This window comes from Zwartia vadi, assembly GCF_030410375.1.
In the GTDB taxonomy this organism is placed as follows: Bacteria; Pseudomonadota; Gammaproteobacteria; order Burkholderiales; family Burkholderiaceae_B; genus Zwartia; species Zwartia vadi.
Map to the genome: position 1 here is coordinate 22,293 of NZ_JAUHHE010000006.1, position 22,986 is coordinate 45,278.

The 22,986-nt window shown below is 50.8% G+C and carries 25 protein-coding genes; 16 read left to right on the plus strand and 9 right to left on the minus strand.

What is annotated here, in order from left to right; all coding sequences use genetic code 11:
• The first annotated feature begins 9 nt into the window (after positions 1 to 9).
• Genes pqqB through pqqE form a run of 4 tightly spaced genes read left to right on the plus strand, consistent with a single transcriptional unit; the run spans position 10 to position 3,095 of the window.
• Positions 10 to 924: a pyrroloquinoline quinone biosynthesis protein PqqB gene (gene pqqB, locus QWY27_RS06505; protein WP_290195925.1), complete on the plus strand. Its 915-nt coding sequence runs from the start codon at positions 10 to 12 to the stop codon at positions 922 to 924.
• Between the two features lie 10 nt (positions 925 to 934).
• Positions 935 to 1,648, plus strand: a complete 714-nt coding sequence (pqqC, locus tag QWY27_RS06510) for a pyrroloquinoline-quinone synthase PqqC (RefSeq protein ID WP_290195927.1) — start codon at positions 935 to 937, stop codon at positions 1,646 to 1,648.
• Positions 1,645 to 1,923 carry a pyrroloquinoline quinone biosynthesis peptide chaperone PqqD gene (gene pqqD / locus QWY27_RS06515; RefSeq protein WP_290195929.1) on the plus strand — a complete coding sequence of 93 codons (279 nt, stop codon included), beginning with the start codon at positions 1,645 to 1,647 and terminating at the stop codon, positions 1,921 to 1,923. The genes pqqC and pqqD overlap by 4 nt, the downstream gene beginning before the upstream one ends.
• A gap of 14 nt (positions 1,924 to 1,937) precedes the next feature.
• The gene (gene pqqE / locus QWY27_RS06520; protein WP_290195931.1) at positions 1,938 to 3,095 is read left to right on the plus strand and encodes a pyrroloquinoline quinone biosynthesis protein PqqE; all 1,158 of its coding nucleotides are present in this window, start codon (positions 1,938 to 1,940) and stop codon (positions 3,093 to 3,095) included.
• On the opposite strand, the gene QWY27_RS06525 is transcribed toward pqqE, so the two are convergent.
• The 4 genes from QWY27_RS06525 to QWY27_RS06540 form a co-directional block, all read right to left on the minus strand.
• Complete coding sequence (locus QWY27_RS06525; RefSeq protein WP_290195933.1) at positions 3,092 to 3,478, minus strand: hypothetical protein; 387 nt, start codon at positions 3,476 to 3,478, stop codon at positions 3,092 to 3,094. The genes pqqE and QWY27_RS06525 overlap by 4 nt on opposite strands.
• Positions 3,471 to 3,905 (minus strand): phage holin family protein, encoded by a 435-nt coding sequence (locus tag QWY27_RS06530; RefSeq protein ID WP_290195935.1) that lies wholly within the window; start codon positions 3,903 to 3,905, stop codon positions 3,471 to 3,473. Before QWY27_RS06530 ends, QWY27_RS06525 begins: the two co-directional genes overlap by 8 nt.
• 6 nt (positions 3,906 to 3,911) lie before the next feature.
• Entirely contained in the window at positions 3,912 to 4,238 is a 327-nt protein-coding gene (locus tag QWY27_RS06535; RefSeq protein ID WP_290195938.1) for an ElaB/YgaM/YqjD family protein, read from the minus strand.
• Between the two features lie 93 nt (positions 4,239 to 4,331).
• Positions 4,332 to 5,051 carry an ABC transporter substrate-binding protein gene (locus QWY27_RS06540; RefSeq protein WP_290195940.1) on the minus strand — a complete coding sequence of 240 codons (720 nt, stop codon included), beginning with the start codon at positions 5,049 to 5,051 and terminating at the stop codon, positions 4,332 to 4,334.
• A gap of 113 nt (positions 5,052 to 5,164) precedes the next feature.
• On the opposite strand from QWY27_RS06540, the gene QWY27_RS06545 reads away from it, so the two are divergent.
• From QWY27_RS06545 to QWY27_RS06570, 6 genes are all read left to right on the plus strand, one after another.
• Positions 5,165 to 6,253 carry an alpha-hydroxy acid oxidase gene (locus QWY27_RS06545; RefSeq protein WP_290195942.1) on the plus strand — a complete coding sequence of 363 codons (1,089 nt, stop codon included), beginning with the start codon at positions 5,165 to 5,167 and terminating at the stop codon, positions 6,251 to 6,253.
• A 99-nt stretch (positions 6,254 to 6,352) separates the two neighbouring features.
• On the plus strand, positions 6,353 to 7,708 hold the full coding sequence (locus QWY27_RS06550) for an NfeD family protein (RefSeq protein WP_290195944.1): 1,356 nt from the start codon (positions 6,353 to 6,355) through the stop codon (positions 7,706 to 7,708).
• Between the two features lie 15 nt (positions 7,709 to 7,723).
• Positions 7,724 to 8,707, plus strand: coding sequence for a flotillin-like protein FloA (gene floA, locus QWY27_RS06555; RefSeq protein WP_290195946.1), 984 nt, complete (start codon positions 7,724 to 7,726; stop codon positions 8,705 to 8,707).
• 5 nt (positions 8,708 to 8,712) lie between these two features.
• The gene (locus QWY27_RS06560; protein WP_290195948.1) at positions 8,713 to 9,165 is read left to right on the plus strand and encodes a hypothetical protein; all 453 of its coding nucleotides are present in this window, start codon (positions 8,713 to 8,715) and stop codon (positions 9,163 to 9,165) included.
• A gap of 64 nt (positions 9,166 to 9,229) precedes the next feature.
• Complete coding sequence (locus QWY27_RS06565) at positions 9,230 to 9,781, plus strand: lipid-binding SYLF domain-containing protein (RefSeq protein WP_290195950.1); 552 nt, start codon at positions 9,230 to 9,232, stop codon at positions 9,779 to 9,781.
• Positions 9,782 to 11,044 (plus strand): anaerobic sulfatase maturase, encoded by a 1,263-nt coding sequence (locus QWY27_RS06570; protein WP_290195951.1) that lies wholly within the window; start codon positions 9,782 to 9,784, stop codon positions 11,042 to 11,044.
• 1 nt (position 11,045) lies between these two features.
• On the opposite strand, the gene QWY27_RS06575 is transcribed toward QWY27_RS06570, so the two are convergent.
• Positions 11,046 to 12,020 (minus strand): HAD family hydrolase, encoded by a 975-nt coding sequence (locus QWY27_RS06575; protein WP_290195953.1) that lies wholly within the window; start codon positions 12,018 to 12,020, stop codon positions 11,046 to 11,048.
• A gap of 104 nt (positions 12,021 to 12,124) precedes the next feature.
• Positions 12,125 to 13,669: an arylsulfatase gene (locus tag QWY27_RS06580; protein WP_290195955.1), complete on the minus strand. Its 1,545-nt coding sequence runs from the start codon at positions 13,667 to 13,669 to the stop codon at positions 12,125 to 12,127.
• A gap of 78 nt (positions 13,670 to 13,747) precedes the next feature.
• Between QWY27_RS06580 and QWY27_RS06585 the strand changes: the two genes are divergently transcribed.
• On the plus strand, positions 13,748 to 14,626 hold the full coding sequence (locus QWY27_RS06585; RefSeq protein WP_290195956.1) for a dienelactone hydrolase family protein: 879 nt from the start codon (positions 13,748 to 13,750) through the stop codon (positions 14,624 to 14,626).
• Here QWY27_RS06585 and QWY27_RS06590 read toward each other — a convergent pair.
• Both QWY27_RS06590 and QWY27_RS06595 read right to left on the minus strand, forming a co-directional pair.
• Positions 14,615 to 15,037, minus strand: a complete 423-nt coding sequence (locus tag QWY27_RS06590; protein ID WP_290195958.1) for a PaaI family thioesterase — start codon at positions 15,035 to 15,037, stop codon at positions 14,615 to 14,617. The two genes, QWY27_RS06585 and QWY27_RS06590, sit on opposite strands and share 12 nt — an antisense overlap.
• 32 nt (positions 15,038 to 15,069) lie before the next feature.
• A complete protein-coding gene (locus tag QWY27_RS06595; protein WP_290195960.1) occupies positions 15,070 to 15,855 on the minus strand; it encodes an IclR family transcriptional regulator in 786 nt (261 codons plus the stop codon).
• Positions 15,856 to 15,972: 117 nt separating this feature from the next.
• Between QWY27_RS06595 and QWY27_RS06600 the strand changes: the two genes are divergently transcribed.
• From QWY27_RS06600 to QWY27_RS06620, 5 genes are all read left to right on the plus strand, one after another.
• A complete protein-coding gene (locus QWY27_RS06600; RefSeq protein ID WP_290195962.1) occupies positions 15,973 to 17,526 on the plus strand; it encodes an acetate--CoA ligase in 1,554 nt (517 codons plus the stop codon).
• A gap of 78 nt (positions 17,527 to 17,604) precedes the next feature.
• Positions 17,605 to 18,750 carry an FAS1-like dehydratase domain-containing protein gene (locus tag QWY27_RS06605; RefSeq protein ID WP_290195963.1) on the plus strand — a complete coding sequence of 382 codons (1,146 nt, stop codon included), beginning with the start codon at positions 17,605 to 17,607 and terminating at the stop codon, positions 18,748 to 18,750.
• 4 nt (positions 18,751 to 18,754) lie between these two features.
• Entirely contained in the window at positions 18,755 to 19,921 is a 1,167-nt protein-coding gene (locus QWY27_RS06610; RefSeq protein WP_290195965.1) for a CaiB/BaiF CoA transferase family protein, read from the plus strand.
• A 147-nt stretch (positions 19,922 to 20,068) separates the two neighbouring features.
• Positions 20,069 to 21,067 (plus strand): Bug family tripartite tricarboxylate transporter substrate binding protein, encoded by a 999-nt coding sequence (locus tag QWY27_RS06615; RefSeq protein WP_290195966.1) that lies wholly within the window; start codon positions 20,069 to 20,071, stop codon positions 21,065 to 21,067.
• Positions 21,068 to 21,324: 257 nt separating this feature from the next.
• Positions 21,325 to 22,176: a TorF family putative porin gene (locus tag QWY27_RS06620; protein WP_290195968.1), complete on the plus strand. Its 852-nt coding sequence runs from the start codon at positions 21,325 to 21,327 to the stop codon at positions 22,174 to 22,176.
• Between the two features lie 10 nt (positions 22,177 to 22,186).
• On the opposite strand, the gene QWY27_RS06625 is transcribed toward QWY27_RS06620, so the two are convergent.
• Positions 22,187 to 22,900, minus strand: a complete 714-nt coding sequence (locus tag QWY27_RS06625) for a type 2 periplasmic-binding domain-containing protein (protein ID WP_290195970.1) — start codon at positions 22,898 to 22,900, stop codon at positions 22,187 to 22,189.
• Between the last annotated feature and the right edge of the window lie 86 nt (positions 22,901 to 22,986).

The window sequence follows — 22,986 nt, forward strand, 5'->3', positions numbered from 1 at the left end:
TGAGTTCTGATGCAAATACGCGTGTTAGGCTCCGCGGCTGGCGGAGGTTTTCCTCAATGGAATTGCAACTGCCCGAACTGCTCGGGCGTTCGTCAGGGCAGCATTCAAGCTCACGCCCGCACCCAATCTTCAATCATTATCGGCAATGGCTCCGCTGACTGGGCATTGATCAACGCATCGCCAGACATCCTGACCCAGATCAAAAATACACCCGTCTTACAGCCTGCACGAAAAGTGCGTGACAGCGGGATCGCAGCGGTCGTATTGATGGATGCACAGGTTGACCATGTCACGGGTCTCATGATGCTGCGCGAGAGAAACTCGCCACTACCTATCTATGCCACCCGTCAAGTATTTGATGACCTCACAACGGGACTACCGCTAGTCAAAACACTCGCGCATTACTGCACTGTCGATCAACGGCTGATCCATTCCGATATGGAAAGCTTCAACATCCCGGAAATAGCAGGCGTTACCTTCAAACCTATCGTGCTGTCGAGTAAAGCCCCGCCCTATTCACCCCATCGCCACGACCCTCATCCCGGGGACAACATCGGTTTGTTGGTGACCGACGAGAAGACTGGCAAAAAAGTGTTTTACGCGCCAGGACTTGGCATGATCGAGCCGCAGGTCGCGCAGGCCATGCAAGAGGCGGATGTATTGCTGGTTGATGGGACCTTTTGGACAGACGATGAAATGATCCGCGCGGGTCTGTCTACGAAACGCGCGCTTGATATGGGGCACCTCGCTCAATCCGGCCCTGGCGGTATGATCGAGGCTTTAACGCCTTTTTCAAACAAACGACGCATTCTGATCCACATCAACAATACTAATCCCATTCTTCGGGAAGACTCTGAAGAAGCATTACAACTCAAAGCACTCGGCATCGAAGTCGCCTACGATGGTATGCACATAGAGATTTAGAGAATCGATCATGACCACAATTCAAGCTGCCTGGACTCGCGAAGAGTTTGAAGCGCAACTCCGCGCCAAAGGTCAGAGCTATCATATTCACCACCCCTTCAACGTCAAAATGAATGCTGGCGAATGTTCCAAAGAACAAATTCGCGGCTGGGTGCTGAATCGTTTTTACTATCAGTGGATCATACCGATCAAAGATGCGGCGATCCTGTCCAACTGTCAGGATCGCGAAACGCGTCGCAGATGGATTTCTAGAATCCTGGATCACGATGGTTTTGGTGATTACAAGACCGACACCGAATGTGGTGGACTCGAGGCCTGGACGCGGCTGGGTTTGGCTGTGGGATTGGAGCGCGACGCGCTCTGGTCGTTAAAACACGTTGAGCCCGCGGTTAAGTTTGCCTGTGATGCCTATGTGAATTTCGCGCGCCAACAACCTTGGCAAGAGGCGATCTGCTCATCCCTGACTGAAATGTTCGCGCCACAAATCCACAAAGACCGTCTGGCAACTTGGCCAACCCACTATCCTTGGATTGAGGCGAATGGTCTGCACTACTTCCGTTCGCGCATCCCACTCGCGCAGCGTGATGTCGACCATGGTCTCGAAGTCACACTCAGCCACTTCACAACGCGTGCGCAACAAGAGCGCGCACTCGATATTTTGCAATTCAAACTCGACATTCTCTGGTCGATGCTTGATGCGATTGAACGAGCCTACCCAACATGACAACCGATCAACCTGCCTCATTTCCCGAGCGGCCCCGGCTGAACAAACTTTTCCGCTTGCAATGGGAGCAAGCCCAGCAGGCCTATGTTTTGTTATACCCGGAAGGCATGGTCAAATTAAATCAAAGTGCTGCTGAAATCCTGAAGCTCTGCGACGCGCAGCATACAGTTGATGAAATCATCACGAAGCTTCAAGAGGCCTTTGGAGAACAGGATTTACGCGATCCCATCGAAGGCATGCTCCGCGCCGCGTTCGAGAAAGACTGGATCCAATAGGGTCCCCCGCCTTTATGACTCAGCCTGCGATCAATCCGCCTTTCTGGCTACTTGCCGAACTCACATACCGTTGCCCGTTGCACTGCGTCTTTTGCTACAACCCAGTGAATTACGCAAACATCAAAAACGAACTTGATACGCAAGAGTGGATTCGTGTCATGCGAGAAGCGCGTGCCCTCGGCGCGGCACAACTCGGATTCTCAGGTGGCGAACCATTGCTTCGCGAGGATCTTGATATTCTGGTCGCTGAAGCAAGAGCGCTTGGCTTTTATACGAACCTAATTACGTCAGGCGTTGGGCTGAATGAAAAAAGAATTACCTCGCTGAAAAAAGCAGGGCTTGATCACATTCAACTTTCATTTCAAGACTCGACTCAAGAGATGAACGACTTTCTAAGCAGCACAAAAACCTTTGAACTCAAAAAGAAAGTCGCCGCACTGATCAAACAACACGATTACCCAATGGTCATGAATGTTGTCTTGCATCGTCACAATATCCCGCATGTCGACAAAATCATCGATATGGCGCTCGAGTTGGGTGCCGAGTACCTGGAGCTTGCAAACACGCAGTATTACGGCTGGGCGATGAAAAATCGACAACAGCTTTTACCTACCCGCGAACAGCTCGTCACGGCCGAAGCGACTGTCAATTCGTATCGCGAGAAAATTGGTAAACAATGCAAACTGTTGTTTGTCGTACCGGACTACTTTGAAGAGCGCCCCAAGGCCTGCATGAATGGTTGGGGCTCGATTTTTCTTGACATTGCACCAGATGGGGCCGCACTACCTTGCCACAATGCCAGGGAGCTTCCTGGTCTCAATATCCCGAACGTGAAAGACCACTCGATTCGTGAGATTTGGTATGACAGTCAGGCCTTCAATTTCTTTCGAGGCGATGACTGGATGCAAGAGCCTTGTCGCTCCTGTCCGGAAAAAGAAAAAGATTTTGGCGGATGTCGATGCCAAGCGTTTTTACTCACGGGTGATCCCGCAGCAACGGATCCTGTTTGCTCAAAATCGCCAAACCACCACGTTGTGAAACTGGCGATCAATGCAGCAGCATCTCTGCACACTGTCAATGCGCAAGCCCGCACTGAACATCCCCTCGTCTTTCGCACCGATCAAAACTCGCGCATGCTCGGCGAGCCTATCTCAAGCGATAAAAAACTTTAACGTGAATCCGAGGGCTCTGTTTCCGTGTCCGGATCTTTTGATCTGCTTGACGAGACGGCTTGCCAGACGGCAAAACCAGCTCCCAGCCATTTCACCCAACGCCAACGTTTACCAAGCAACAAAGAAGATAGGGATGCCGCAATATAGGGATACTGACTCGCCAATGAAAGTCCTTGACCTAACAGCCCGGCAATACCGGAGTGCGAACCAAGCTGATCGTCTCGACCTGAATGCCACAGCTTGCCAAGCCATCGCTTAGGGCTGACTTCACGACCAAGTTGTGCGGTATGGAAGGACAAAGCCTCCCTTTCGTACGCAGCCCGTGTCCGTAAAAACTCAATCCGAGCTTGACGTGCCGGGAGGATCACGCGCCGATCATTCATGATGTCCCCTGACTGGTTTCGCCGTCGAGTCTGGATCTTTTACCCCTTGGGCAAAAGAATCACGCAAGCTTCCCAGTACAACTAGATCGCGATGAAGCTCTTCAAGCGTCGCGGAAAAGGGCGAAGCCTCAGTTTTCAAACGATGACAAACGTTCCATACCAAGCCTATACCGATCAGCGCATAAGTCAATGACAGTAAGCCGACGGCCCAATAGCGATATTCCGTCGACCAGAAAAAGGCGACGATTAAAAAAGAAACCATCACGATGGCCAGCAGCATAAACACGCCTGCGGCTAAAAGCATCGCTGCAAGAATTGACAGACGATGCTTTTGCTCGCCTACTTCAGCGCTAAAAAGCTCGATACGCGTGCGCAGCATTGAAACCAGATCTGCTGCCACTACACTCAGATTTTCACGTACGCTCATCGTTGGTTAACGACGGCTAATGAGTACGCCGATGAGTAGACCAATCACGCCAGCCGCAGCAATTGCCTGCCAAGGATTGTCATGCACATACTCATCAGCCTCGCGCGCGACGCGGCGACTTTCGCGCAAAACTGAAACCTTAGTGTCGTGAAGGGCCTCGCGTGTCGCTTGCAACGACTCAACAGCCTTGGCGCGCAGCGCTTGCGCCTGATCGCCGCTGGCAGATGCAGCCTCTCTCAGAAAACCCTCTGCCTCATCAAGCGCGGCTTTCATGCCCTCAAGCAGCTTTTCCTGAGCGGAGGAATCCTGACTCGTTTCTTTGGTATTTTTCATAGCGCTCTCCATCAATAAACTGCAAGTCTTTATTAAATACAAGTTCTGTCGTTCTGTCTCTATTTAATTAGTTATAGCCAGATTAATCTGCCCTCAGGGTGCAACGGATAGTCCTTTGACATGATGTTTGGCGATGAGTTCAGCGACAACGCCAGAAACTTTTGCTTCTTGAACAAAAGATTGCAACCATTTAGCGGCTTGCGCACGTCCTTTCGGCACACCGATTGACTGCTGTACCGCGGTGAACTGCCCTTCCAGGATTCTGGAGCCCGGTACCTTTTCGACATCGCTCAATAATCCGGGCTTCAAACTCGCCATGGCCTCGAGATTCTGTTTGACAAATATTTCGAGCGTTGCATCAAATCCCTCAGCGTGTATCAGTTCGGCATGTTTGATATTTCTCACCAGCCACAAATCATAAGCACTCCGCGCGGCGACCGCGATGCGATTGCCCGGGCGATCGACCTCAGAGGCATGGCGCAACGTAGAGCCGGCCGGCACGAGATAGGTTGCTTCGATTTCGACATAAGCCGTTGTAAAGTCTATTTTTTCGGCGCGAGCTGGCTCCGATCCGATCAAACCGATATCCCACACGCCATCAAGCGCGGCATCGGCCAGTGCGCCAGGATTCGCGAAGGGGACCAGTTCGAGGTCTACACCTAGTTTCTCCGCGATTGCCCTGGCCATATCGGGTGCGACGCCTGTGGGCAGACCCGCCTCATCCTTGCCCGTCACAAGCAAAAAATTACTCAGGTTAATACCGGCTCTGAGGGTTCCAGTCGGGGCAATGTGTGAAAGGAAGTCTTGACTCATATTGATCACCAAAAAATTGAGAAGCGGCATGCGTGGGCGGTGTTGACAAAAGATCATCTGCCGCCTAACTTCATGGTAAACCATCCAACTTCAAATGCAGCCAACTTCCAGACATGACAAGCTCACAACAGACTTTTTTAACGCTCCACGAAATTATCCAAAAAGCACGTCAGAAACTGAATCATGATCACTGGGACTATATTGTCGGCGGCACTGAAACAGAAACCACATTAAGACGCAACAGAGCTGCGCTTGATTCGCTCGCCTTTCGCCCCAGGGTACTGCGCGACGTCAGCCACGTCTCGGGGAGTACATCCTTTCTGGGTCGTGCGCTCAGACTCCCGATTATCCTGGCACCTGTAGGAAGTCTCGAGCTCTTTGCGCCAGAGGCAGGCGCGGCAGCTGCGCGCGCGGCGGCTGAATTCGGTGTTGCGCACATGCTGAGCTCGGTATGCGAACCTGGCCTCGAAGCAGTTCAGCAAGCGGCGCCCGATGCTCTACGTCTTTTCCAACTTTATGTTCATGGCGATCCAGCCTGGGTCGATGAAATCGCTGCCCGCGCCGAGGCCCACGGTAATGCTGCGTTTTGCCTGACCGTTGATACGGCACTCTACAGCCGTCGTGAAAGAGATCTTGCGAAACGCAACATCCGCCGAAGCGCCGTTCCCGGTCGCGAGCATCAACCCAGATTAACGTGGCGGGACGTGGATCGCCTGAAATCCAAGCTCAAGATCCCGCTCATCCTCAAAGGCATTGCCACAGCCGAAGACGCAGCCATGGCCGTCGACCATGGCGTCGACATGGTCTATGTATCTAATCATGGCGGTCGACAGCTTGATCACGGTCGAGGCTCAATGGACGTTTTGCCCGAGGTCGTCCAGGCAGTCAAGCAACAAGCGACCGTCATCGTAGATGGAGGCATCAACCGGGGCACTGATATTGTCAAAGCCATTGCATCCGGCGCAGATATGGTGGGCATAGGTCGTATGCAGTGTTTTGGGCTGGCGGCAAATGGTACAGCCGGCCTCGTCCGCACACTTGAGTTGCTTGAAGCCGAAGTCAATATCTGCCTGGGACTATTAGGTGTGAACAGCCTGAAAGAACTTGATGCGAGCTACCTGCATGCCGCAAGGGCGCTCGAACCCTCGGGCGCGCTCAGCGCATTCCCTCTTCTTTCCACTGAAGATCAATCGTTTTACTAAATGTAGATCCATCTTCGATTGGCAATAGTCCTAAAAAATCTCGAGAGATCTGCTCATCCCCTGTACACTCAGGTTATGAGCTTCGTAAAGAAAACTTTCTTGTATTTGAGTTTGCTTGCGCTGGGTCTCTTTGGCGCGAGCGTGTCGCTTTATGGCCAAACGACGGCCTCCACGAACAACATTGTTTATGTTGCTCCAATAAAAGGCATCATTGACCTGGGGCTAGCGCCTTTCGTTGAGCGTGTGCTCGAAGAAGCTCAAAAAAATAAAGCTGTTGCCGTGATCCTGGATATCAATACGTTCGGGGGTCGCGTCGATGCTGCCGTTCAAATTCGTGATGCGCTCTTAAACAGTCCGGTAAGAACAATTGCTTTTATCGACAAGAGAGCCATTTCCGCAGGCGCGTTAATTAGTCTGGCGGCACAAACCATCGCGATGGCTCCGGGAGGCACAATCGGGGCAGCGGCACCTGTTCAGGCCGGACCCTCAGGCACCACAACCGCCCCCACTTCAGAAAAAACAGTTTCTTATGTGCGTAAAGAGTTTCGGGCCACAGCCGAAAGCCGCAAACGGCCGCCTCTTATCGCCGAAGCAATGGTCGACAGTGACGTCGTGATTCCAGAAATAAGCGAAAAAGGCAAGCTACTCACGCTCACGACAGAGGAGGCACTGAAACTTAAAGTGGCCGACCTGCAAGCTAATTCTATCGAGGCGCTTCTCAAAGAACTAAACATCCAGAATCCGGAGATTCGCACCTTTACCCCAAACTGGGCGGAAGAAGTTGTTCGCTTTCTTACCCACCCTGTCGTGAGCTCGCTTTTAGTCAGCGTTGCGATGCTCGGTATCTTTTTAGAACTGCGCACGCCTGGTTTTGGCATTCCGGGTGTGATTGGTTTATCTAGCCTTTCTTTATTCATGTGGGGACACTGGCTCGTGCAGCTCGCTGGCTGGGAAGAACTCCTGCTCGCTGTCATTGGTATCTTTTTATTTGCACTTGAGCTCTTCGTGATTCCCGGCTTTGGTATCGTCGGGATTTTGGGACTTCTGGCCCTTCTTGGCGCTTTGGTCATGAGCACACTCGGCGCAGGCAGTCATTCCGGTTTTATTCTTTGGGCCGTTGCACGCATGGGTTTTTCTCTGGTGCTTGCCGTGATTCTCAGTGCGCTCTTTCTTAAGTTCCTACCCAAATTACCAATTGGTCGAAAACTTATCCTGAGTACGGCACTCGATGCTTCGGATGGTTTTTCATCGACGCCTCCATCTGACTACCAGTGGCTTGGCAAAACAGGCCACGCACACAGCGCACTTCGACCCGCAGGAATTGCTGATTTCCAAGGTCACCGAATTGACGTCGTTTCAGACGGCGAGTTCATCGATGCGGGTACACCGATTCGCGTGATGCACGTAGACGGTAACCGCATCGTGGTTCAGCGCGACGTCGGACCCTCATCTTAAGTTAAGGAGCGAGAAATGCTTGCATTTGATACAGGCCTGATCGGGTCTCTTGGATTACTCATACCACTCATCGCCATTATTATTTTGGTGCTCTATCTCGTGCCGCTTCCGTTATGGATTGCAGCATGGGCTTCGGGTGCCTATGTCGGGATTTTTACTTTAATCGCCATGCGTCTGCGTCGAGTCCCGCCAGGCACTATCATCAACGCTCGCATCAGCGCGGTCAAAGCAGGTCTGGAAATTTCAGTCAATGATCTTGAAGCGCACTTTCTTGCAGGCGGTAATGTCGTTCGTGTTGTCAACGCGATGATTTCAGCCGACAAGGCAAACATTCCTCTACCTTTCAAACGGGCGGCAGCCATTGATCTGGCTGGGCGCGATGTACTTGAGGCCGTTCAGATGTCGGTGTTACCTAAAGTCATTGAAACGCCGCGTATCGCTGCCGTGGCAAAAGACGGTATCCAACTGATCGTCGTTTCACGCGTCACGGTTCGCACCAATATCGACAGGCTAGTCGGTGGTGCTGGCGAAGAAACCATCATCGCGCGTGTTGGCGAGGGCATGGTGAGCACGATCGGCTCGGCACTCAATCACAAAAGCGTGCTGGAAAATCCCGATCATATCTCCAAGCATATTTTGAGCAAGGGCTTGGACGCCGGCACGGCGTATGAAATCCTTTCCATCGATATCGCCGATGTCGATGTCGGCGCAAACATTGGTGCCAAACTTCAAATCGACCAGGCCAATGCTGACAAACAAATCGCTCAAGCCAAAGCCGAAGAGCGACGCGCGATGGCAGTCGCTCTCGAACAAGAGATGCGCGCCAAAGTGGTTGAGGCAGAAGCCGAAGTCCCACATGCCATGGCGATGGCTTTCCGCGAAGGTAATCTGGGCATCATGGATTACTACCGCATGAAAAACCTGCAAGCGGATACGCAAATGCGTGACACGATTGCAGGAACACCTGACGATGCAACACCTTCTGTGCCGCGGAAATAAAAAAGATGTTTGACGGAGAACTCGTTTCGGCCATTGCACTTTTTGCAGGCCTCGCCGCGTTGATCGTTTATATCAACGAGCGCTCAAAGCGCCGGCTCAAAACCAACTCGTCCCCGATCAAGCTGAAAAAAATGTCGGGTAACCAAGAGACCATGACTCAAAAGGTACCGACTCAAGGTACAGATCTTGAAGAGTGGAATTTCCCGCAGCCTTTATCTGAAGACCCGACGGCAGCTGTAGTGGCGCCTGCGGTTCTTCCAACGCCAGAGATTCATTCAACGCCAGGAATTCAATCAGCGGTTAACCTAGCCCTCACGCACGCCAAAGAGCGTACGCCAAATAGATCTCTAGCGAGGCAAGCTCATCTTGGCACACGCGCCAAGTTGCGGGAATCCATTGTTACGATGACGATTCTGGGACCCTGTCGCGCTTTGGAACCATTCAGAGATCGAGAATAGTACCCAATCATTTAACTTGCGTGTATTCTGATCCTTTTATTTTTTAATCTTTTTTAAAAATATCATGACTCTGACCTTTCGCAAGGCTTTATTCCTCTTTTCCCTTTCAGTTGCCACCTTATTCGCTTCAAGCGCTCACGCCGAAAATCGCGCAGCGCTCGAGCGCAGTTCACGTGCCGCGCTCAACAGCCTGATCGCCCAAAATGCCGTTGCAAAAGAACTCAGCACCAAGGCTGCTGCGATTTTAGTTTTTCCAAGCGTCAAAAAAGCTGGCCTCATGATCGGCGGCCAGTATGGTGAAGGTGTATTGTGGCGCGGCGATAAGGCCTCCGCTTTTTACAATACGGGTGGTGCTTCTTTTGGTTTTCAAGCGGGCGCCCAAGAGTATGGGTACGCGATGTTCTTTATGACGGAACAGGCTGTCAACGCACTGAATGTGGCACAAGGCTTTGAGGTCGGCGTCGGTCCAAGCGTCGTAGTCGTCGATCAGGGTATGGGCAACTCGACCACGACAACCACGATGCAAAAAGATATTTATGCGTTTGTATTTGGTCAAAAAGGCCTCATGGCTGGCATCGGCATCCAGGGCAACAAAATCACCAAAATCGAAAAATAAGTGCGCACTGTGTTGAAGCCTGAACTTAAGCTTCCTGCTCTTCCCGCCGGAAGACACTATCGCTTTCATGCGATGAACAAGCCCTCCGGCGCTGAGTGCAATATTGACTGTGACTATTGCTTTTATCTGCATAAGACCGACTTGCTCGACCATAAGCCTCATGCGCGAATGGACGAACCAACACTTGAGCAGCACATTCGCCAGTACATCGAAAGTCAAACAGGTGAACAAGTCGTTTTTTCATGGCAAGGTGGTGAACCCACCCTCATGGGCCTGCCTTTTTACGAACGGGTCGTTGCGTTGCAATCCAAATACGCCAAGCCAGGACAGCGGATTGAAAACGATTTACAAACAAATGGCATCGCGCTCGATGATGAGTGGATTGCCTTCCTGAAAAAACACAATTTCCATGTTGGCCTGTCTATTGATGGGCCGCGGGATCTCCACGACCGCTACAGAAAAACGCGTAACAACAAGCCGACCTTTGATCTGGTGATGAGCGCGGCACGCAAACTCGTCGCGGCAGAGGTTTCTTTTGCCGCGCTATGTGTAGTGAATCGCGCCAATGCTAAACACCCAAAAGAGGTTTACCGTTTCCTTGTTGACGAAGTGGGTAGTTGGCGGGTTCAATTCAATCCCGCCGTCGAACCCCGAGCCTTCAAAGAAGCTGCGCCGGGCAAAATGGACTTTTCAAGCGCGCCAATGCAGGATACGAGTCGCGCCAAGCCTGGCCATCCCTTGTCGATCGTGACTGACTGGTCTGTCGATCCAGATGACTATGGCACATTTTTGGCGGGAGTGTGGGACGAGTGGCTTGCCACCGATTACGGCCGCATTCACGTCAATTTATTTGAAACTGCAATTGCACAAGCCGCCGGCCTACCCGCTCAAACCTGCACACAAGCAGAATTCTGCGGCAAAGGTCTTGCCGTCGAACATGATGGCGAGGTGTACTCCTGCGATCACTTTGTCTACCCAGAGTATCGGCTTGGCAACATTGCTGAGACTCACCTTGGGGACATGGCCTTTTCCGCAGTGCAGGAAAAGTTTGGCATGGATAAGCGCGATACGCTTCCCAAACAATGCCGCTCTTGTGATTACTTGAAACTATGCTGGGGTGAATGCCCTAAAAATAGGCTCATCAAGACTCGAGATGGTGAACCGGGCTTGAATTATCTGTGCTCCGGCCTCTACCATTTTTATGACCACATCGGCCCAGATGTGGTGCGCATTCTCAGGCATCTCGGTCGACTGCCTGCATAGTTTATTTTTGGGGTGGAAAGATCTCTTTCCACTCGCGCTTCATGTCCACGACTATCCAGCCTTTTTCGGGTGCCATATCGAGTGCTGCATTCAATCGACCAATCGAGGACTGGCGATCGTAAGCAACCTCGCGCACATCATCCGTATGGTGAATCAACATACCGAAGCGCGGTCCCTTGCCAGCAGTTGTCCATAAAAGCATCTCTCGGTCACCATCAGAATTCCCAAACGCCATCACCGGACGGCGTCCAATGCGCTGCTGTATACCAATCGGTTTATTTTCACCATCATCGATAAACTGAAGCTCAGGCAAACCAATCAACCTTGGTTGCCCCTCGACGATTTCAAATTTAGTTTTGATCGAGCTGCCAATGACGCGCTCGGGTGGAATGCCATAGACCATTTCAGTCCAGGGTCTCATGAACTCAACGCCCCCTCCCGATACGATGTAAGTCTTATAGCCACGCGTCTCAAGATGCGCCAGCAGCTCCAACATCGGTTGATAAACCATCTCTGTGTATGGCCGGCCTGTGCGAGGATGTCGAGCAGTTTTCAACCATTGTTCAACCGTGTTTCTGAACGTCTCGGTATCGACACCTGCATGCGTGGCGGCAATCAGTTCAAACAACCCCTTTTGCCCCGAAGCCAATACACTTTTCAAGTCATTTTCAAGTACAGCCTGAAAGGGTTGGGTCGTCTTCCATTCTGGATGATTCGGAGCAAGTGCTTTGATGCGATCAATCGTGAACGCGATCTGAACATAAATAGGCTGCTCACTCCATAAGGTACCGTCATTGTCAAAAACGGCAATTCGCTCAGCGACAGGCACAAAGTCAGGGCTATCCGGCGTAGTCGTTTTATCGATGAAGCTTAATACAGCTTGCTTGCTCGGCCCCTCATTCCAAGAGGGCAACAGACCTTGCGCAAACGCGTTGGCCGCGATAAATAACATCAATCCGGCAATCAATTTCTTCATTGGACTCTCCTGATTGCGTCATCATAAACGTAAATAAAAAAACTCCGCCGGTTGAGGGCGGAGTTTTTTTTAACTTCTATCGTTCACAAAAAATGCAAAGATATTTAGTTTTGCTGCGAACGTGTGACCGATTCCATTACACGGTCCAAGTTAAAACTACCAGGCTTTTGACGAGGAGGAAATTCCTTAAAGCTCTGTAACCATCTGCCTACGTAAGCACCGGCAGGAGCAATCGCAAACATCCTGTCGAGATACCAGCGCTGATATCCCATCGCATGCTCTTGCTGCGCACGCTCGAACGGATCCATGCGCAAGTTAGTCAGCGCTGGAGCGCGAAGTACTGTGAAGGGTTTTTGCCAGACTTCCAGACCCTCGGCTTCCTGCTGCAGGAAGGTAACCTTCCAGTTATCGTAGCGCAAAGCAGCAACGCTGCCATCATCGGTCCAGTAGATAAATTCACGACGTGGCCAAGGCTGCTTCTCGCCTTTCAGTGCTGGGCCAAGATCATATCCGTCAAGGTGAACCTTGTAGGTCATGTCACCAATCTTGCGACCTTTCAACAAATCCTGTTTGACAGTTTTATCACCTGCGGCAGCCAGCAACGTTGGCAGCATGTCTTCATGTGCAGCGATATTGTTGTTGATGGTGCCAGGCTGGATCACACCTGGCCATTTGATCATCGCAGGAACGCGGTAACCACCTTCCCAGTTTGTATTCTTTTCGCCGCGGAACATCGTCGTGCCGCCATCAGGCCACGTGAAAGTTTCTGCGCCGTTATCTGTTGAATACATGATGATGGTGTTTTCATCCAGGCCGAGCTCTTTGAGCTTGGCAAGGATTTGACCAACGTGGCCATCATGCTCAACCATACCGTCCGCGTAAACGCCCAGACCCGTCTTACCCCTGGAGGACTCTTTCAAATGCGTGAAAATATGCATGCGTGTGGAGTTCCACCAGATAAAGAATGGCTTGTCTTCTTTCTTGGCGCGTTCCATAAAATCAAGTGTCTTGACCATGACCTCATCATCGATGGTCTCCATACGCTTACGTGTCAGTGGCCCAGTATCCTTGATCTGACCGCCTGCAAAGCTATGGATCACGCCGCGTGGACCAAACTTCTTTTTAAATTCTGGATCTTTAGGATAGTCTGGATTCTCAGGCTCTTCTTCGGCGTTGAGGTGATAGAGGTTGCCAAAAAACTCGTCGAAACCATGCGCAGTCGGCAGCATGTCATCACGATCACCAAGGTGGTTCTTGCCGAACTGGCCTGTCTTGTAGCCTTGTGCTTTGAGCAATGTGGCTAACGTAGGATCTTCTTTGCGCATGCCCTCGGGTGTTCCGGGCAGGCCGACTTTTGTCAAACCTGTTCGAATCGGAGATTGGCCAGTGATGAAGGCCGCACGCCCTGCAGTACTGCTCTGCTGACCATACCAGTCGGTGAAGAGTGCGCCTTGTTTGGCGATACTATCGATGTTGGGCGTTTTGTAACCCATCATGCCCATGTTGTACGCACTGATATTGAACTGACCAATATCATCGCCCCACAGGATCAGAATGTTAGGTTTTTTTTGAGCTAAGGCCTGAGTAGACATTAGCGCACCCGCAGCCATCGCAAGGGCTAAGGCGCTCTTTTTTAGCGTAAATTTCATTATTGATCTCCGATGATCGGATATAACTATTGAACGTATTTTTTATAATGCTTGATACTCTTTGTGATTGGAACACAATTGCCTAAATTCAAATATATTTTCTTTAGTGTCATTCTTATTTTTTTTGCTCAAAACACTAGTGTTTATGCGGCTGAGCGGGCATATCGCACAGTGTTGTCAATACCCAACCAAGGCGACATTTCGCTGCATGTCTTCACCCCTCCAAATACGCCAAAAGGCGTACTTATCGCTCTTCATGGCTGTGGCGGATTGCTATCGACCAACACCTCTCAAGGCGATCGACTCTCAGCAAGACACGCAGCAATGGCGAAATTTGCGAACGATCTTGATTGGATTGCCGTGTTTCCAGATAGTTTCAGTAACCGTGGCCGCAGGGAAATATGCACTCAGAAATTTTCTGAACGCACCATCAAACAAGCAGATCGAAAAAATGACGCGCTCGCAACCGCTCGCTGGGTGAGAGAACAAAACTGGGTGAATGATTCAAATAAGTCTACCTCGCCATCCTCACTTAAAAGTGTTTTGCTCGGATGGTCCAACGGAGGCACAACGGTTTTGCAAACGATCGAGTCGCGGAGCCCTGCAGAAGCCTTCATTGATCAGGCTGTCGCTTTTTACCCTGGCTGTTCCCAACAACTGGCCCGTGACTTTCGCACGCGCATTCCTTTAACGCTCTTTATTGGCGGCCAGGACGACTGGACTCCACCAAAACCTTGCATCGCTTTGGGTGAACGCATCGGTGCAAGCGTATTTGTCTATCCAGATGCACACCACGGCTTCGATAGCCCTGTCGGCAAGGTCCGTTTGCGTAAAGATGTCCCGAATGGCGTTCACCCTGGAGAAGGTGTCCATGTCGGGCCGCATCCAGCATCACGCGAAGATGCCTATGCAAAGCTGGCAACATTGCTCAGGCAGTTATCAGTCTCAGTCCGTTGAGCGACGCACAATCTTCATCAAACCCTGAGCAGTCATAATTTCACGATCATCCACGGACAGCACGCCACGTAAAAATATCAAACTCGCACTTTTTCTTGTCACATCTATTCGCGCGACTACAAAGTCCCCTGCTTTAGATGGTGCGAGAAAATGCGTATCGAGTTGAATCGTCGCGCACGACTGACGCTCCGCCTGATGCCAGGCAACGATACTCATCGCCTGATCCATCAATGTCATCAGCATGCCGCCATGCGAGATTCCAAGCGGATTTTCGTGTTGCTTTTCTATTACTAAACCATACTCCCAACTGTCACCCACTTTGCGACACCACAATGGACCGATCGTAGTGAAAAAACCTGCCGTACGCACGGAGCTCCAGCCGTGCTCTTCTGGCTGAAATGGCTGAGTCATATTTCTATTCCTTAATATTTATTACTTATTCTCTAAACAAACAGTTCTTCGGCGATCGATCGCGCCTCAGCCTGCATTTCCCTGATCAGTTGCTTGACTTGTGTTTTATTAAGCGCATCCATGAGAGACGCACAAACAATCGTGTGCGTGATCTTTTCATTTGGCGCTAGGACAGGTACGGCAGCTATCGAAACACCAGCGATATAGGTGTTGCGGTCGATGCTGTAATGATTTTTTTTCGCAAAAGCGACCTCTTTACTCCAATCTTCATAATCAAGGGGCTGATCCCATCGTAATTTTGCAAATCGTTTTTTAAGCTCCATCGCTGGCTGCTCGCCAAAGGCGGCAACCAAGCGTCCTGTCGCACTCAACAGTGCAGGAAACACACTTCCGACATCGACGTGCAATCTGAAAGGTATGTTTGAATGTGAAAGCGCAACCACTACCATTTGTTCAGGATCGCTCACATCGACGCCGATTGCCGTCACTCCCCATTTTGTAGATAGTCGATCCAATGCCGGCTGAACCTTCAATGGAAACGAATTGGATTCAATCGCGCTACGCGCGAGACTCAGCATCCCCGCTCCCAACCTGTAGTGCTTGGTTAAGCGATCAAAGGTGACTAGCCTCTCCTCGACTAGCGCTCTCAAAATATGCAGACAGGTGCTGGGCACCAAGGCTAATGCCTGGGCAATCGCATTCACGCCCATCGGCTCGCGCGCTTTACCCAAGAGACGCAAAATGGCGATAGCCCTCGACACTGCGGGAACAGGTCGGATACGCGGCAATTTTGCTGGCGACTCAGTTTGTTTTTTCATATGAAAATATTACACCTTATTATTGTACTAATACAATAATTATTTTTATTTGACAACAAAATATTCGCTCGTTAAAGTGGTTCTTGCACAGATTTAAAAAACATTTCGAGACAAACAATGAAAAAGCTGACCGAATACACTTCGTATGAGGATGCGCAAAAGCACTTTTCATCGGAAAAGCTATGGGAGCTTTTTGATGGTGACAAAGAACACCTAAACATTAGTCATGAGTGTGTCGATCGCTATGCCCACACCGATGACACTGCGTTGATTGTGATCCGGGCAGATGGTCCGGACGAAATCATTTCCTACCGAGAGCTTGCTGAGCGTTCCTCTCAAGTTGCGCACTTTTTAGTGTCTCAACATGTCAAGGCAGGTGATCGGGTAGCCGTCATGCTGGAGCCCTCATTGGCTTTTTATGCCTGCGTCTACGGAATCATGAAGATGGGGGGCATCGCAGTGCCTCTCTTTACCTTGTTTGGTCCGGATGGCTTGCAACTGCGCATTCAAGACTGTGCGCCGGCCATGCTGTTCACCAACGCCGAAAAAATTGGCATCGTTGATCAGGAAACACTGAAACGCACCTGCTTGGCTGACGACACCTTTATCTCTGGAATCAGTCGTTTTTCCGCTAAGTTCGAGACGCAAACACGCGCAGATGACTTTGCAATTTTTCAATATACCTCCGGAACAACGCGCGAACTTCCCGAAGCGGTTAAGCACAAACATCGCTCAATTGTGACGTTGATGGTCGCAGCACTTTACGGCACAGGACTCAGACCGGGTGACCGCTTTTTCTGTCCTTCTTCACCAGCATGGGGGCATGGGCTTTGGCATGGGACATTAGCTCCCATGGCGCTAGGCCTGACTGTTGGTGCATTCGCCGGTAAATTCCATGCCGAACGTCTACTCAAAAGTTTGCAAGACCATCGATTCACAAACATCTCTGCCGCTGCGACGCACTACAGGATGATGAAAAACGCGGATGTGGCCAATCGCTACACTTTCTGCCTGGAGAAAATGTCTTTCACTGGTGAGCCGATCGATAGTGCGACAGAAGCGTTCATCGACCAGACCTTTGGCCTGAGAGTCTGCAGTATGTATGGCACGACTGAAATAGGTGTCATACTGGTGAGCTACCCGGGGGCGAAAGATTTTCCCGTTAAACACGGCTCACTGGGCAAAGCCATTCCGGGTGCACAAGTGCAGGTTCAAGATGCAAATGGACAGCCCTGCCCTCCCGGTGTCACCGGTGAACTGAAGGTTTGGAGAAAGGGACAATGGATCCCGACTAAAGATCTCGGCCGAACGGACGAAGACGGTTACTTCTATCACGGTGGTCGTGCGGACGATGTGATTATCTCCGCGGGCTGGACGATGAGCGCAGTAGAAATAGAAGACGCGATTCTCAAACACCCTGACGTAATAGAGGCGGCAGCGATTGGGGTACCCGACCCCTTGCGTGGCCAGTCAGTCAAAGCTTTTGTTGTGGCCCGCCGCCCGGGAGATGATCAATTTATCGAAGAAATTCAGCATCTCGTTCGCAGTCGACTAAGTCAGCATGAATATCCTCGACAAATTAGCTTTGTCAGCGAACTTCCCAAGACACCAGCCGGCAAAGTGCACCGAAAAAAATTGCGCGAACTTGAACTTGTGCATCCTCGGACATAGGATCCTTCGTCATTCAGTTTTTTAAATTCGCAAGTTAATACCAATATCCACATCACATTCATGAGCCCGGAGTCACACATGTCATCTTCCCCAATTGGTCAAAGAAATTTTCCGAAAATAACCGAGCAAGGTCTCGATGATTTGCGTCGACGGATTGGCGTCAAGATCGGTGCGACGGCCGAACCTTGGTGTTACGAAGCGACACGAGACAACATAAGACATTACGCGCACGGCATTGGCGATGACAATCCACTCTGGTGCGATCCTGACTATGCAGCCAAAACCAAACACGGCGGTCTTGTTGCATTGCCAAGTTTTTTATACTCAACCAGTCGAATTGTGTCAGGTTACGTTGGGGGATTACCAGGCGTACATGCGATGTGGTCAGGATCAGACTGGACTTGGCACAAATATGCGAAGCGCAATGATGTCATCAGTACCGAAGCCTATCTCAAGGACTGCATCGAACATGAGACCCGCTTTGCTGGCAAAGCAATTCAGCAAATCTATCATGTGGATTTTTTCAATCAAACAGGCGATAAGCTTGCCGAAGCCGATACATGGTGCTTCCGCACCGAACGTGATCATGCACGCGAAAAGGGTACCAAGTACAAATCAGTCCAGGAAAAAGGACATGTCACCTACTCCGACGAACAGATCAAGGAAGCTTATAAGCTTTATGCAAATGAAGAAGTGCGGGGCGCCAACACTCGTTATTGGGAAGACGTCACCGAAGGCGAGGCACTTCCCGTTTTATTCAAGGGCCCAATGACTGTCACTGGTTTTATTGCCTACGCACAAGGCTGGGGCGGTCTTTACATTCGCGCCAATAAGCTCGCATGGCAGTTGATCGACGCACATCCCGGCGTCGGCATCAAGAACCGCTTTGGCATACCGGATGTGCCCGAGCGTGTGCACTGGGAAGAAGACTTCGCACTGGAGGTTGGCGCGCCAGGCGCCTATGATTATGGTCCTGAGCGGAGCTCTTGGCTCATGCATCAACTCACTAACTGGATGGGTGATGATGGCTTTTTGCGCAAAGCTGAGTGTAAGATTAGACGTCATAACCCCGAGGGCGATATGATTTTCATCCAGGCTAAAGTCGTTAGAAAATACAAAGAGGGCGATCGCTATTTAGTTGAGATCGCTCAAGAGGCTCACAACCAAGATCAAGAGCTCTCAGTGCTGGGCTCAGGCATTGTCGAGCTGCCTAGCCGCGGATGAGCCAATGACTAAGCACCTGACAGAGAACGCATGGCTGACCCCGCCGCAAAGTAATGGCTCGCTGGCTGGCGTTCGTGTTCTGGATCTGTCACGCGTAGTGGCCGGCCCGCTTTGCGCTCAAATGCTGGCCGATCACGGCGCCGATGTGATCAAAGTCGAATCTGCGCAAGGCGACGAGACACGTCGTCTCGGCCCTCCTTTTATCGAACCCGGACAGGCTGCTTATTTCTACGCGCTCAATCGCGGCAAACGCGGTATCTGCCTTGATTTAGCCGAACCTTCAGACAAAAACATCCTTCTAGAGCTTCTCGCTGAAGCCGATGTACTGATTGAAAATTTTTTACCCGGTACGATGGAAAAATGGGGCCTAGGCTACGAGTCCGAACTGACCTCGCAATTTCCTCAGCTCGTGTACTGCAGCATTTCAGGCTTTGGTAAAGCCGGTCCTCTGGGTGGGCGACCGGGTTACGATGCGGTTTTACAAGCGATGTGCGGTCTGATGAGCATCAACGGCGACGTCAATTCCGGTCCCACGCGTATCGGTATACCTATCGTAGATCAGGTCACGGGATATACCGCTTTTTCTGGAATTTTGATGGCGCTTCTAGCCAGGCAACGAACCAGACGCGGACAACGTGTCGACGCAACCCTATTCGATACCGCACTCAGCATGCTCATACCGCATGGCGTCAACTGGATGACATCCGACACGATTCCTGGGCTGCTTGGCAGCGCGCATCCAAACATTCCCACCTACGACCGCTTTGATGTAGGTGACGGTCAAATGTTTTTGGGGATCGTCAACGATGCCCAATTTGTTCGCTTCTGCAAACAAATCAATCGCCCTGATCTCAGTGAACACCCTGATTTTCATACAAACAGCGCGCGTATGGCTAACCGCCTAGCCTTGCGCCAGACACTGGCCGAGGTGCTCAAAGACTTCTCACGTTCTGAACTGTGCGAAGCCCTCATGTCTGTCGGCGTACCCGCAGGTCCTGTTTTCAATGTCGCAGAGGCTATGCAGCAGCCGCACGCCCATGCCAGGGAAATGATTATCGAACGATCCGACTATCGCGGAATCGGTCTTCCCATAAAACTATCAGGTACACCTGGTCAAGCAGGCAGACGTCCTCCCCGATTGGGTGAACACAACCCAGAGATCATTAAATAGAACTATTTTTAATAATTGTTAAATAGATAATTTGTTATTGCATTTAGCATATTTTTCCTTAGAGCCATCTAGGGAAACCGATGTGACATTGCAGGCGCTTAGTTGTTTAGAATAAGTCGTCAAATTTGAATGACATCAGGAGACATAATGAAATTGACCTTAAAACGCGGTATCACCGCCGCCCTTGCATCATTGATGGCCTATGGCCTCGTCGCCCCAGATGTTGCGCACGCGCAAACTAAATGGCCTGAAAAACAAGTCCGCATGATCGTACCGGCGCCCCCAGGTAGCGCTCCGGACGGTCAGATTCGCCTGATCAGCCAAAAGCTCTCCGAAATGTGGGGTCAGCCCGTTGTCGTTGAAAACGTTGTCGGCGCAGGCGGTACGATCGGTACGGATCGCGTGGCTAAATCCGCGCCAGACGGCTACACCTTCCTGTACAACACCATCGGACCGATCGCTGTTGCCGAAAGTTTGATGGGACCGGGCAAACTGCCTTACAGTCCCGGCAAAGATTTGGTCGCAGTCAGCCTGGCTACGAAAACGCCCAACTGGATTACCGTACACCCTTCAGTCCCGGCAAACAATATTCAAGAGTTGATTGCCTTAGCCAGAAAAAATCCTGGCAAGTTGCGTTACGGTACAGCGGGCCCCGGTACCACGCAGCACCTGACGGGCGAGCTGCTCAATCTGGTCGAGAACATCCAGATCGTTGGTATTCCCTACAAATCCAGCGCTCAAATGACAACAGACGGCTTGGGCGGACAGATCGAAATTCTGATTCACAACACGCCTGTGCTCTTGCCACATATCCGTGCGCAAAAGTTGCGTGCACTGGCGATCACGAGCGACAAGCGCTCGCCAGCAGAGCCTCAGATCCCAACGATGATCGAGAGTGGCGTCAAAGACTTTGAAATCACCGCTTGGTTTGGCTTTATGGCACCCACCGGAACGCCAAAGCCGATTATCGACAAACTGTCTAAAGACGTTGCGACAGTGCTTGCCATGCCTGATGTCAACAAGCGCATCGTCGATACGGCGACAGAAGTTGTCGGCAGCACCCCTGAGCAGTATGCCGCGTTTATCAAGTCTGAAACTGCAAAGTGGAAAGACGTGATTATCCGCGCAAAGATGACAGCTGATTAATTTAATATCTTAAAGCAAACATCCCGAACCACTCGCCTCACTTTTGCAGTGATATAGACTGCAAAGGTGGGGCGTTTTTCAATCCTGCACCAGCGTGAAGCAATGTGCATCCCTTATTTGATGCACTGCCACATCCAGCATCAACGGTCATACAACTAACCCTCAAGCAGCAATCATCTACAGCCCACACGCAACCGGGTTGGCATGCATATTGCTTGGTGTCTGACTCAACACCACTTTTCAATCCAGGGGGCACTATGAGTCATCCACGCGTACTAAGCGCTTTGGGCACCAGCGCTGCGGTCATTTCGGCATCCATCCTCGCGCTACCCTCAGCATCAGCTCAGAGCGGTCCCACAGCTGTAGAGCCTGCCTCTATCGTCACACCCGGCCCTTTTACAGCCAATCTCTCTTTAACGAATGACTATCGCTATCGCGGCATTTCACAATCAAACTTCAGGCCCGCTATACAAGGGGGCTTTGACTATGCGCACTCTAGCGGCTTTTATCTTGGTAATTGGAACTCTTCGATCAGTTGGATATCCGACGCCGCATCGTTGGCTGGAAACAATGCCAGTGCGCCAATTGAAATGGATTTCTATGGTGGATTTAAATATGAATGGTCAAAAGGCTTTGTGGCGGATGTAGGCATCTTGCAATACTACTATCCCACTACAAATCTTTCAGCATTCGCAGCAAATCCCAATACAACTGAGTTATATGCCGCACAAAACTTTACGCTCGACGCAGTAACAGGATTTATTAAATTTTCCTGGGCTGCCTCTACCCTCTTCGGCACTGCGAACAGCGTTGGCTCAAACTATACCGACTTGACAGTTAACTACGATACGGGGGTGTGGGGCTTGTCTCTGAACGCACATGTCGGATACCAATATGTTGCAGGCAAGGTAGCTGGAAGCGGCATCTCCAACAGCAGTTTGTTTTCTTATACAGACTGGAAATTAGGTGTCACGAAAGACTTCGGTAGTGGATTCTCAGGCTCGATGGCCTATGTCGGCACAAACGCTAAAGATGGATCCTATGTCAACCCACAGCTTCAGAATCTCGGCAAAGGCGGCTTGCTCATCTCCCTGACTAAAACGTTCTGATCATCAAGCTTTAAATGTGTGCGCCGCGCATGCCCGCGCGACGCACAGCCTCAGCGAGTAAACCATTTTGTCTCACTTGCAGACAAAACCGTTCCAGCACATGCAAGGCTTGCGCTCTAGGTTTTGGGATACCTATCGCAATTTTCTCTTGTCCCCAGGCACCTTCAAGAATACGTGCACCATGCACATGATCTGCAATCTCAGACAAAATCGCTTTGTTTGTAGCAAAGGCATCAATCACACCTGAGGTAAGCAAGCCAATCACTTCTTCAAGACTATTCGTTGACACAACGCGTGCCTGTCTAAGCAATGTTGGAAGCGTCGCCTCAGACGTGCTTCCCGATGAGACGCCAACAGTGATTCCTTGCATATCAATCTCATCAATCTTCTGTATAGGGCACCGCGGCCCCACCAAATAGGTTTGATCCGTAAAAAGCAAGGGCTCACTAAAAGCGAGATACTCGGCACGTACAGGGGTAGCATTTACAAATACAAAATCGAGATGCTCAAGTTTCGCTTGAGCCAATATATCGCCATTTGTCGAGAAAACAACTGGCTCGAACGGCACGCTCAGGAACTGGGCAAACGCTCGTCCCAGCTCAAAGCCCAAGCCCTTGTTGTCAGAGGGAGATTCGCCGACAATGAGCGATCCAGGGCTTCCCGGATAGAGTCCGACTCTCAGCGCTCCGGTCGGCACAAGAATCTGGGTCAAGGGATCTGTCATACTGCGTTCTCCAGTCTCAAATTCGTATCAAACAAACACTAAGACTAGCAGTTAATTGCATATAATTTTGTAGCGTTTTCAAAAAG

Excerpts from the sequence above, each read along its gene's own strand:
- QWY27_RS06560 (WP_290195948.1), top strand. The coding sequence starts at position 8,713 with ATGTTTGACGGAGAACTCGTTTCGGCCATTGCACTTTTTGCAGGCCTC.
- QWY27_RS06595 (WP_290195960.1), bottom strand. The coding sequence starts at position 15,855 with ATGAAAAAACAAACTGAGTCGCCAGCAAAATTGCCGCGTATCCGACCT.
- QWY27_RS06545 (WP_290195942.1), top strand. The coding sequence starts at position 5,165 with ATGACAAGCTCACAACAGACTTTTTTAACGCTCCACGAAATTATCCAA.
- QWY27_RS06530 (WP_290195935.1), bottom strand. The coding sequence starts at position 3,905 with ATGAGCGTACGTGAAAATCTGAGTGTAGTGGCAGCAGATCTGGTTTCA.
- floA (WP_290195946.1), top strand. The coding sequence starts at position 7,724 with ATGCTTGCATTTGATACAGGCCTGATCGGGTCTCTTGGATTACTCATA.
- pqqE (WP_290195931.1), top strand. The coding sequence starts at position 1,938 with ATGACTCAGCCTGCGATCAATCCGCCTTTCTGGCTACTTGCCGAACTC.
- QWY27_RS06535 (WP_290195938.1), bottom strand. The coding sequence starts at position 4,238 with ATGAAAAATACCAAAGAAACGAGTCAGGATTCCTCCGCTCAGGAAAAG.
- QWY27_RS06605 (WP_290195963.1), top strand. The coding sequence starts at position 17,605 with ATGTCATCTTCCCCAATTGGTCAAAGAAATTTTCCGAAAATAACCGAG.
- QWY27_RS06565 (WP_290195950.1), top strand. The coding sequence starts at position 9,230 with ATGACTCTGACCTTTCGCAAGGCTTTATTCCTCTTTTCCCTTTCAGTT.
- QWY27_RS06575 (WP_290195953.1), bottom strand. The coding sequence starts at position 12,020 with ATGAAGAAATTGATTGCCGGATTGATGTTATTTATCGCGGCCAACGCG.
- QWY27_RS06610 (WP_290195965.1), top strand. The coding sequence starts at position 18,755 with ATGACTAAGCACCTGACAGAGAACGCATGGCTGACCCCGCCGCAAAGT.
- QWY27_RS06580 (WP_290195955.1), bottom strand. The coding sequence starts at position 13,669 with ATGAAATTTACGCTAAAAAAGAGCGCCTTAGCCCTTGCGATGGCTGCG.
- QWY27_RS06625 (WP_290195970.1), bottom strand. The coding sequence starts at position 22,900 with ATGACAGATCCCTTGACCCAGATTCTTGTGCCGACCGGAGCGCTGAGA.
- QWY27_RS06615 (WP_290195966.1), top strand. The coding sequence starts at position 20,069 with ATGAAATTGACCTTAAAACGCGGTATCACCGCCGCCCTTGCATCATTG.
- pqqC (WP_290195927.1), top strand. The coding sequence starts at position 935 with ATGACCACAATTCAAGCTGCCTGGACTCGCGAAGAGTTTGAAGCGCAA.
- QWY27_RS06620 (WP_290195968.1), top strand. The coding sequence starts at position 21,325 with ATGAGTCATCCACGCGTACTAAGCGCTTTGGGCACCAGCGCTGCGGTC.
- pqqD (WP_290195929.1), top strand. The coding sequence starts at position 1,645 with ATGACAACCGATCAACCTGCCTCATTTCCCGAGCGGCCCCGGCTGAAC.
- QWY27_RS06600 (WP_290195962.1), top strand. The coding sequence starts at position 15,973 with ATGAAAAAGCTGACCGAATACACTTCGTATGAGGATGCGCAAAAGCAC.
- QWY27_RS06525 (WP_290195933.1), bottom strand. The coding sequence starts at position 3,478 with ATGAATGATCGGCGCGTGATCCTCCCGGCACGTCAAGCTCGGATTGAG.
- pqqB (WP_290195925.1), top strand. The coding sequence starts at position 10 with ATGCAAATACGCGTGTTAGGCTCCGCGGCTGGCGGAGGTTTTCCTCAA.
- QWY27_RS06590 (WP_290195958.1), bottom strand. The coding sequence starts at position 15,037 with ATGACTCAGCCATTTCAGCCAGAAGAGCACGGCTGGAGCTCCGTGCGT.
- QWY27_RS06540 (WP_290195940.1), bottom strand. The coding sequence starts at position 5,051 with ATGAGTCAAGACTTCCTTTCACACATTGCCCCGACTGGAACCCTCAGA.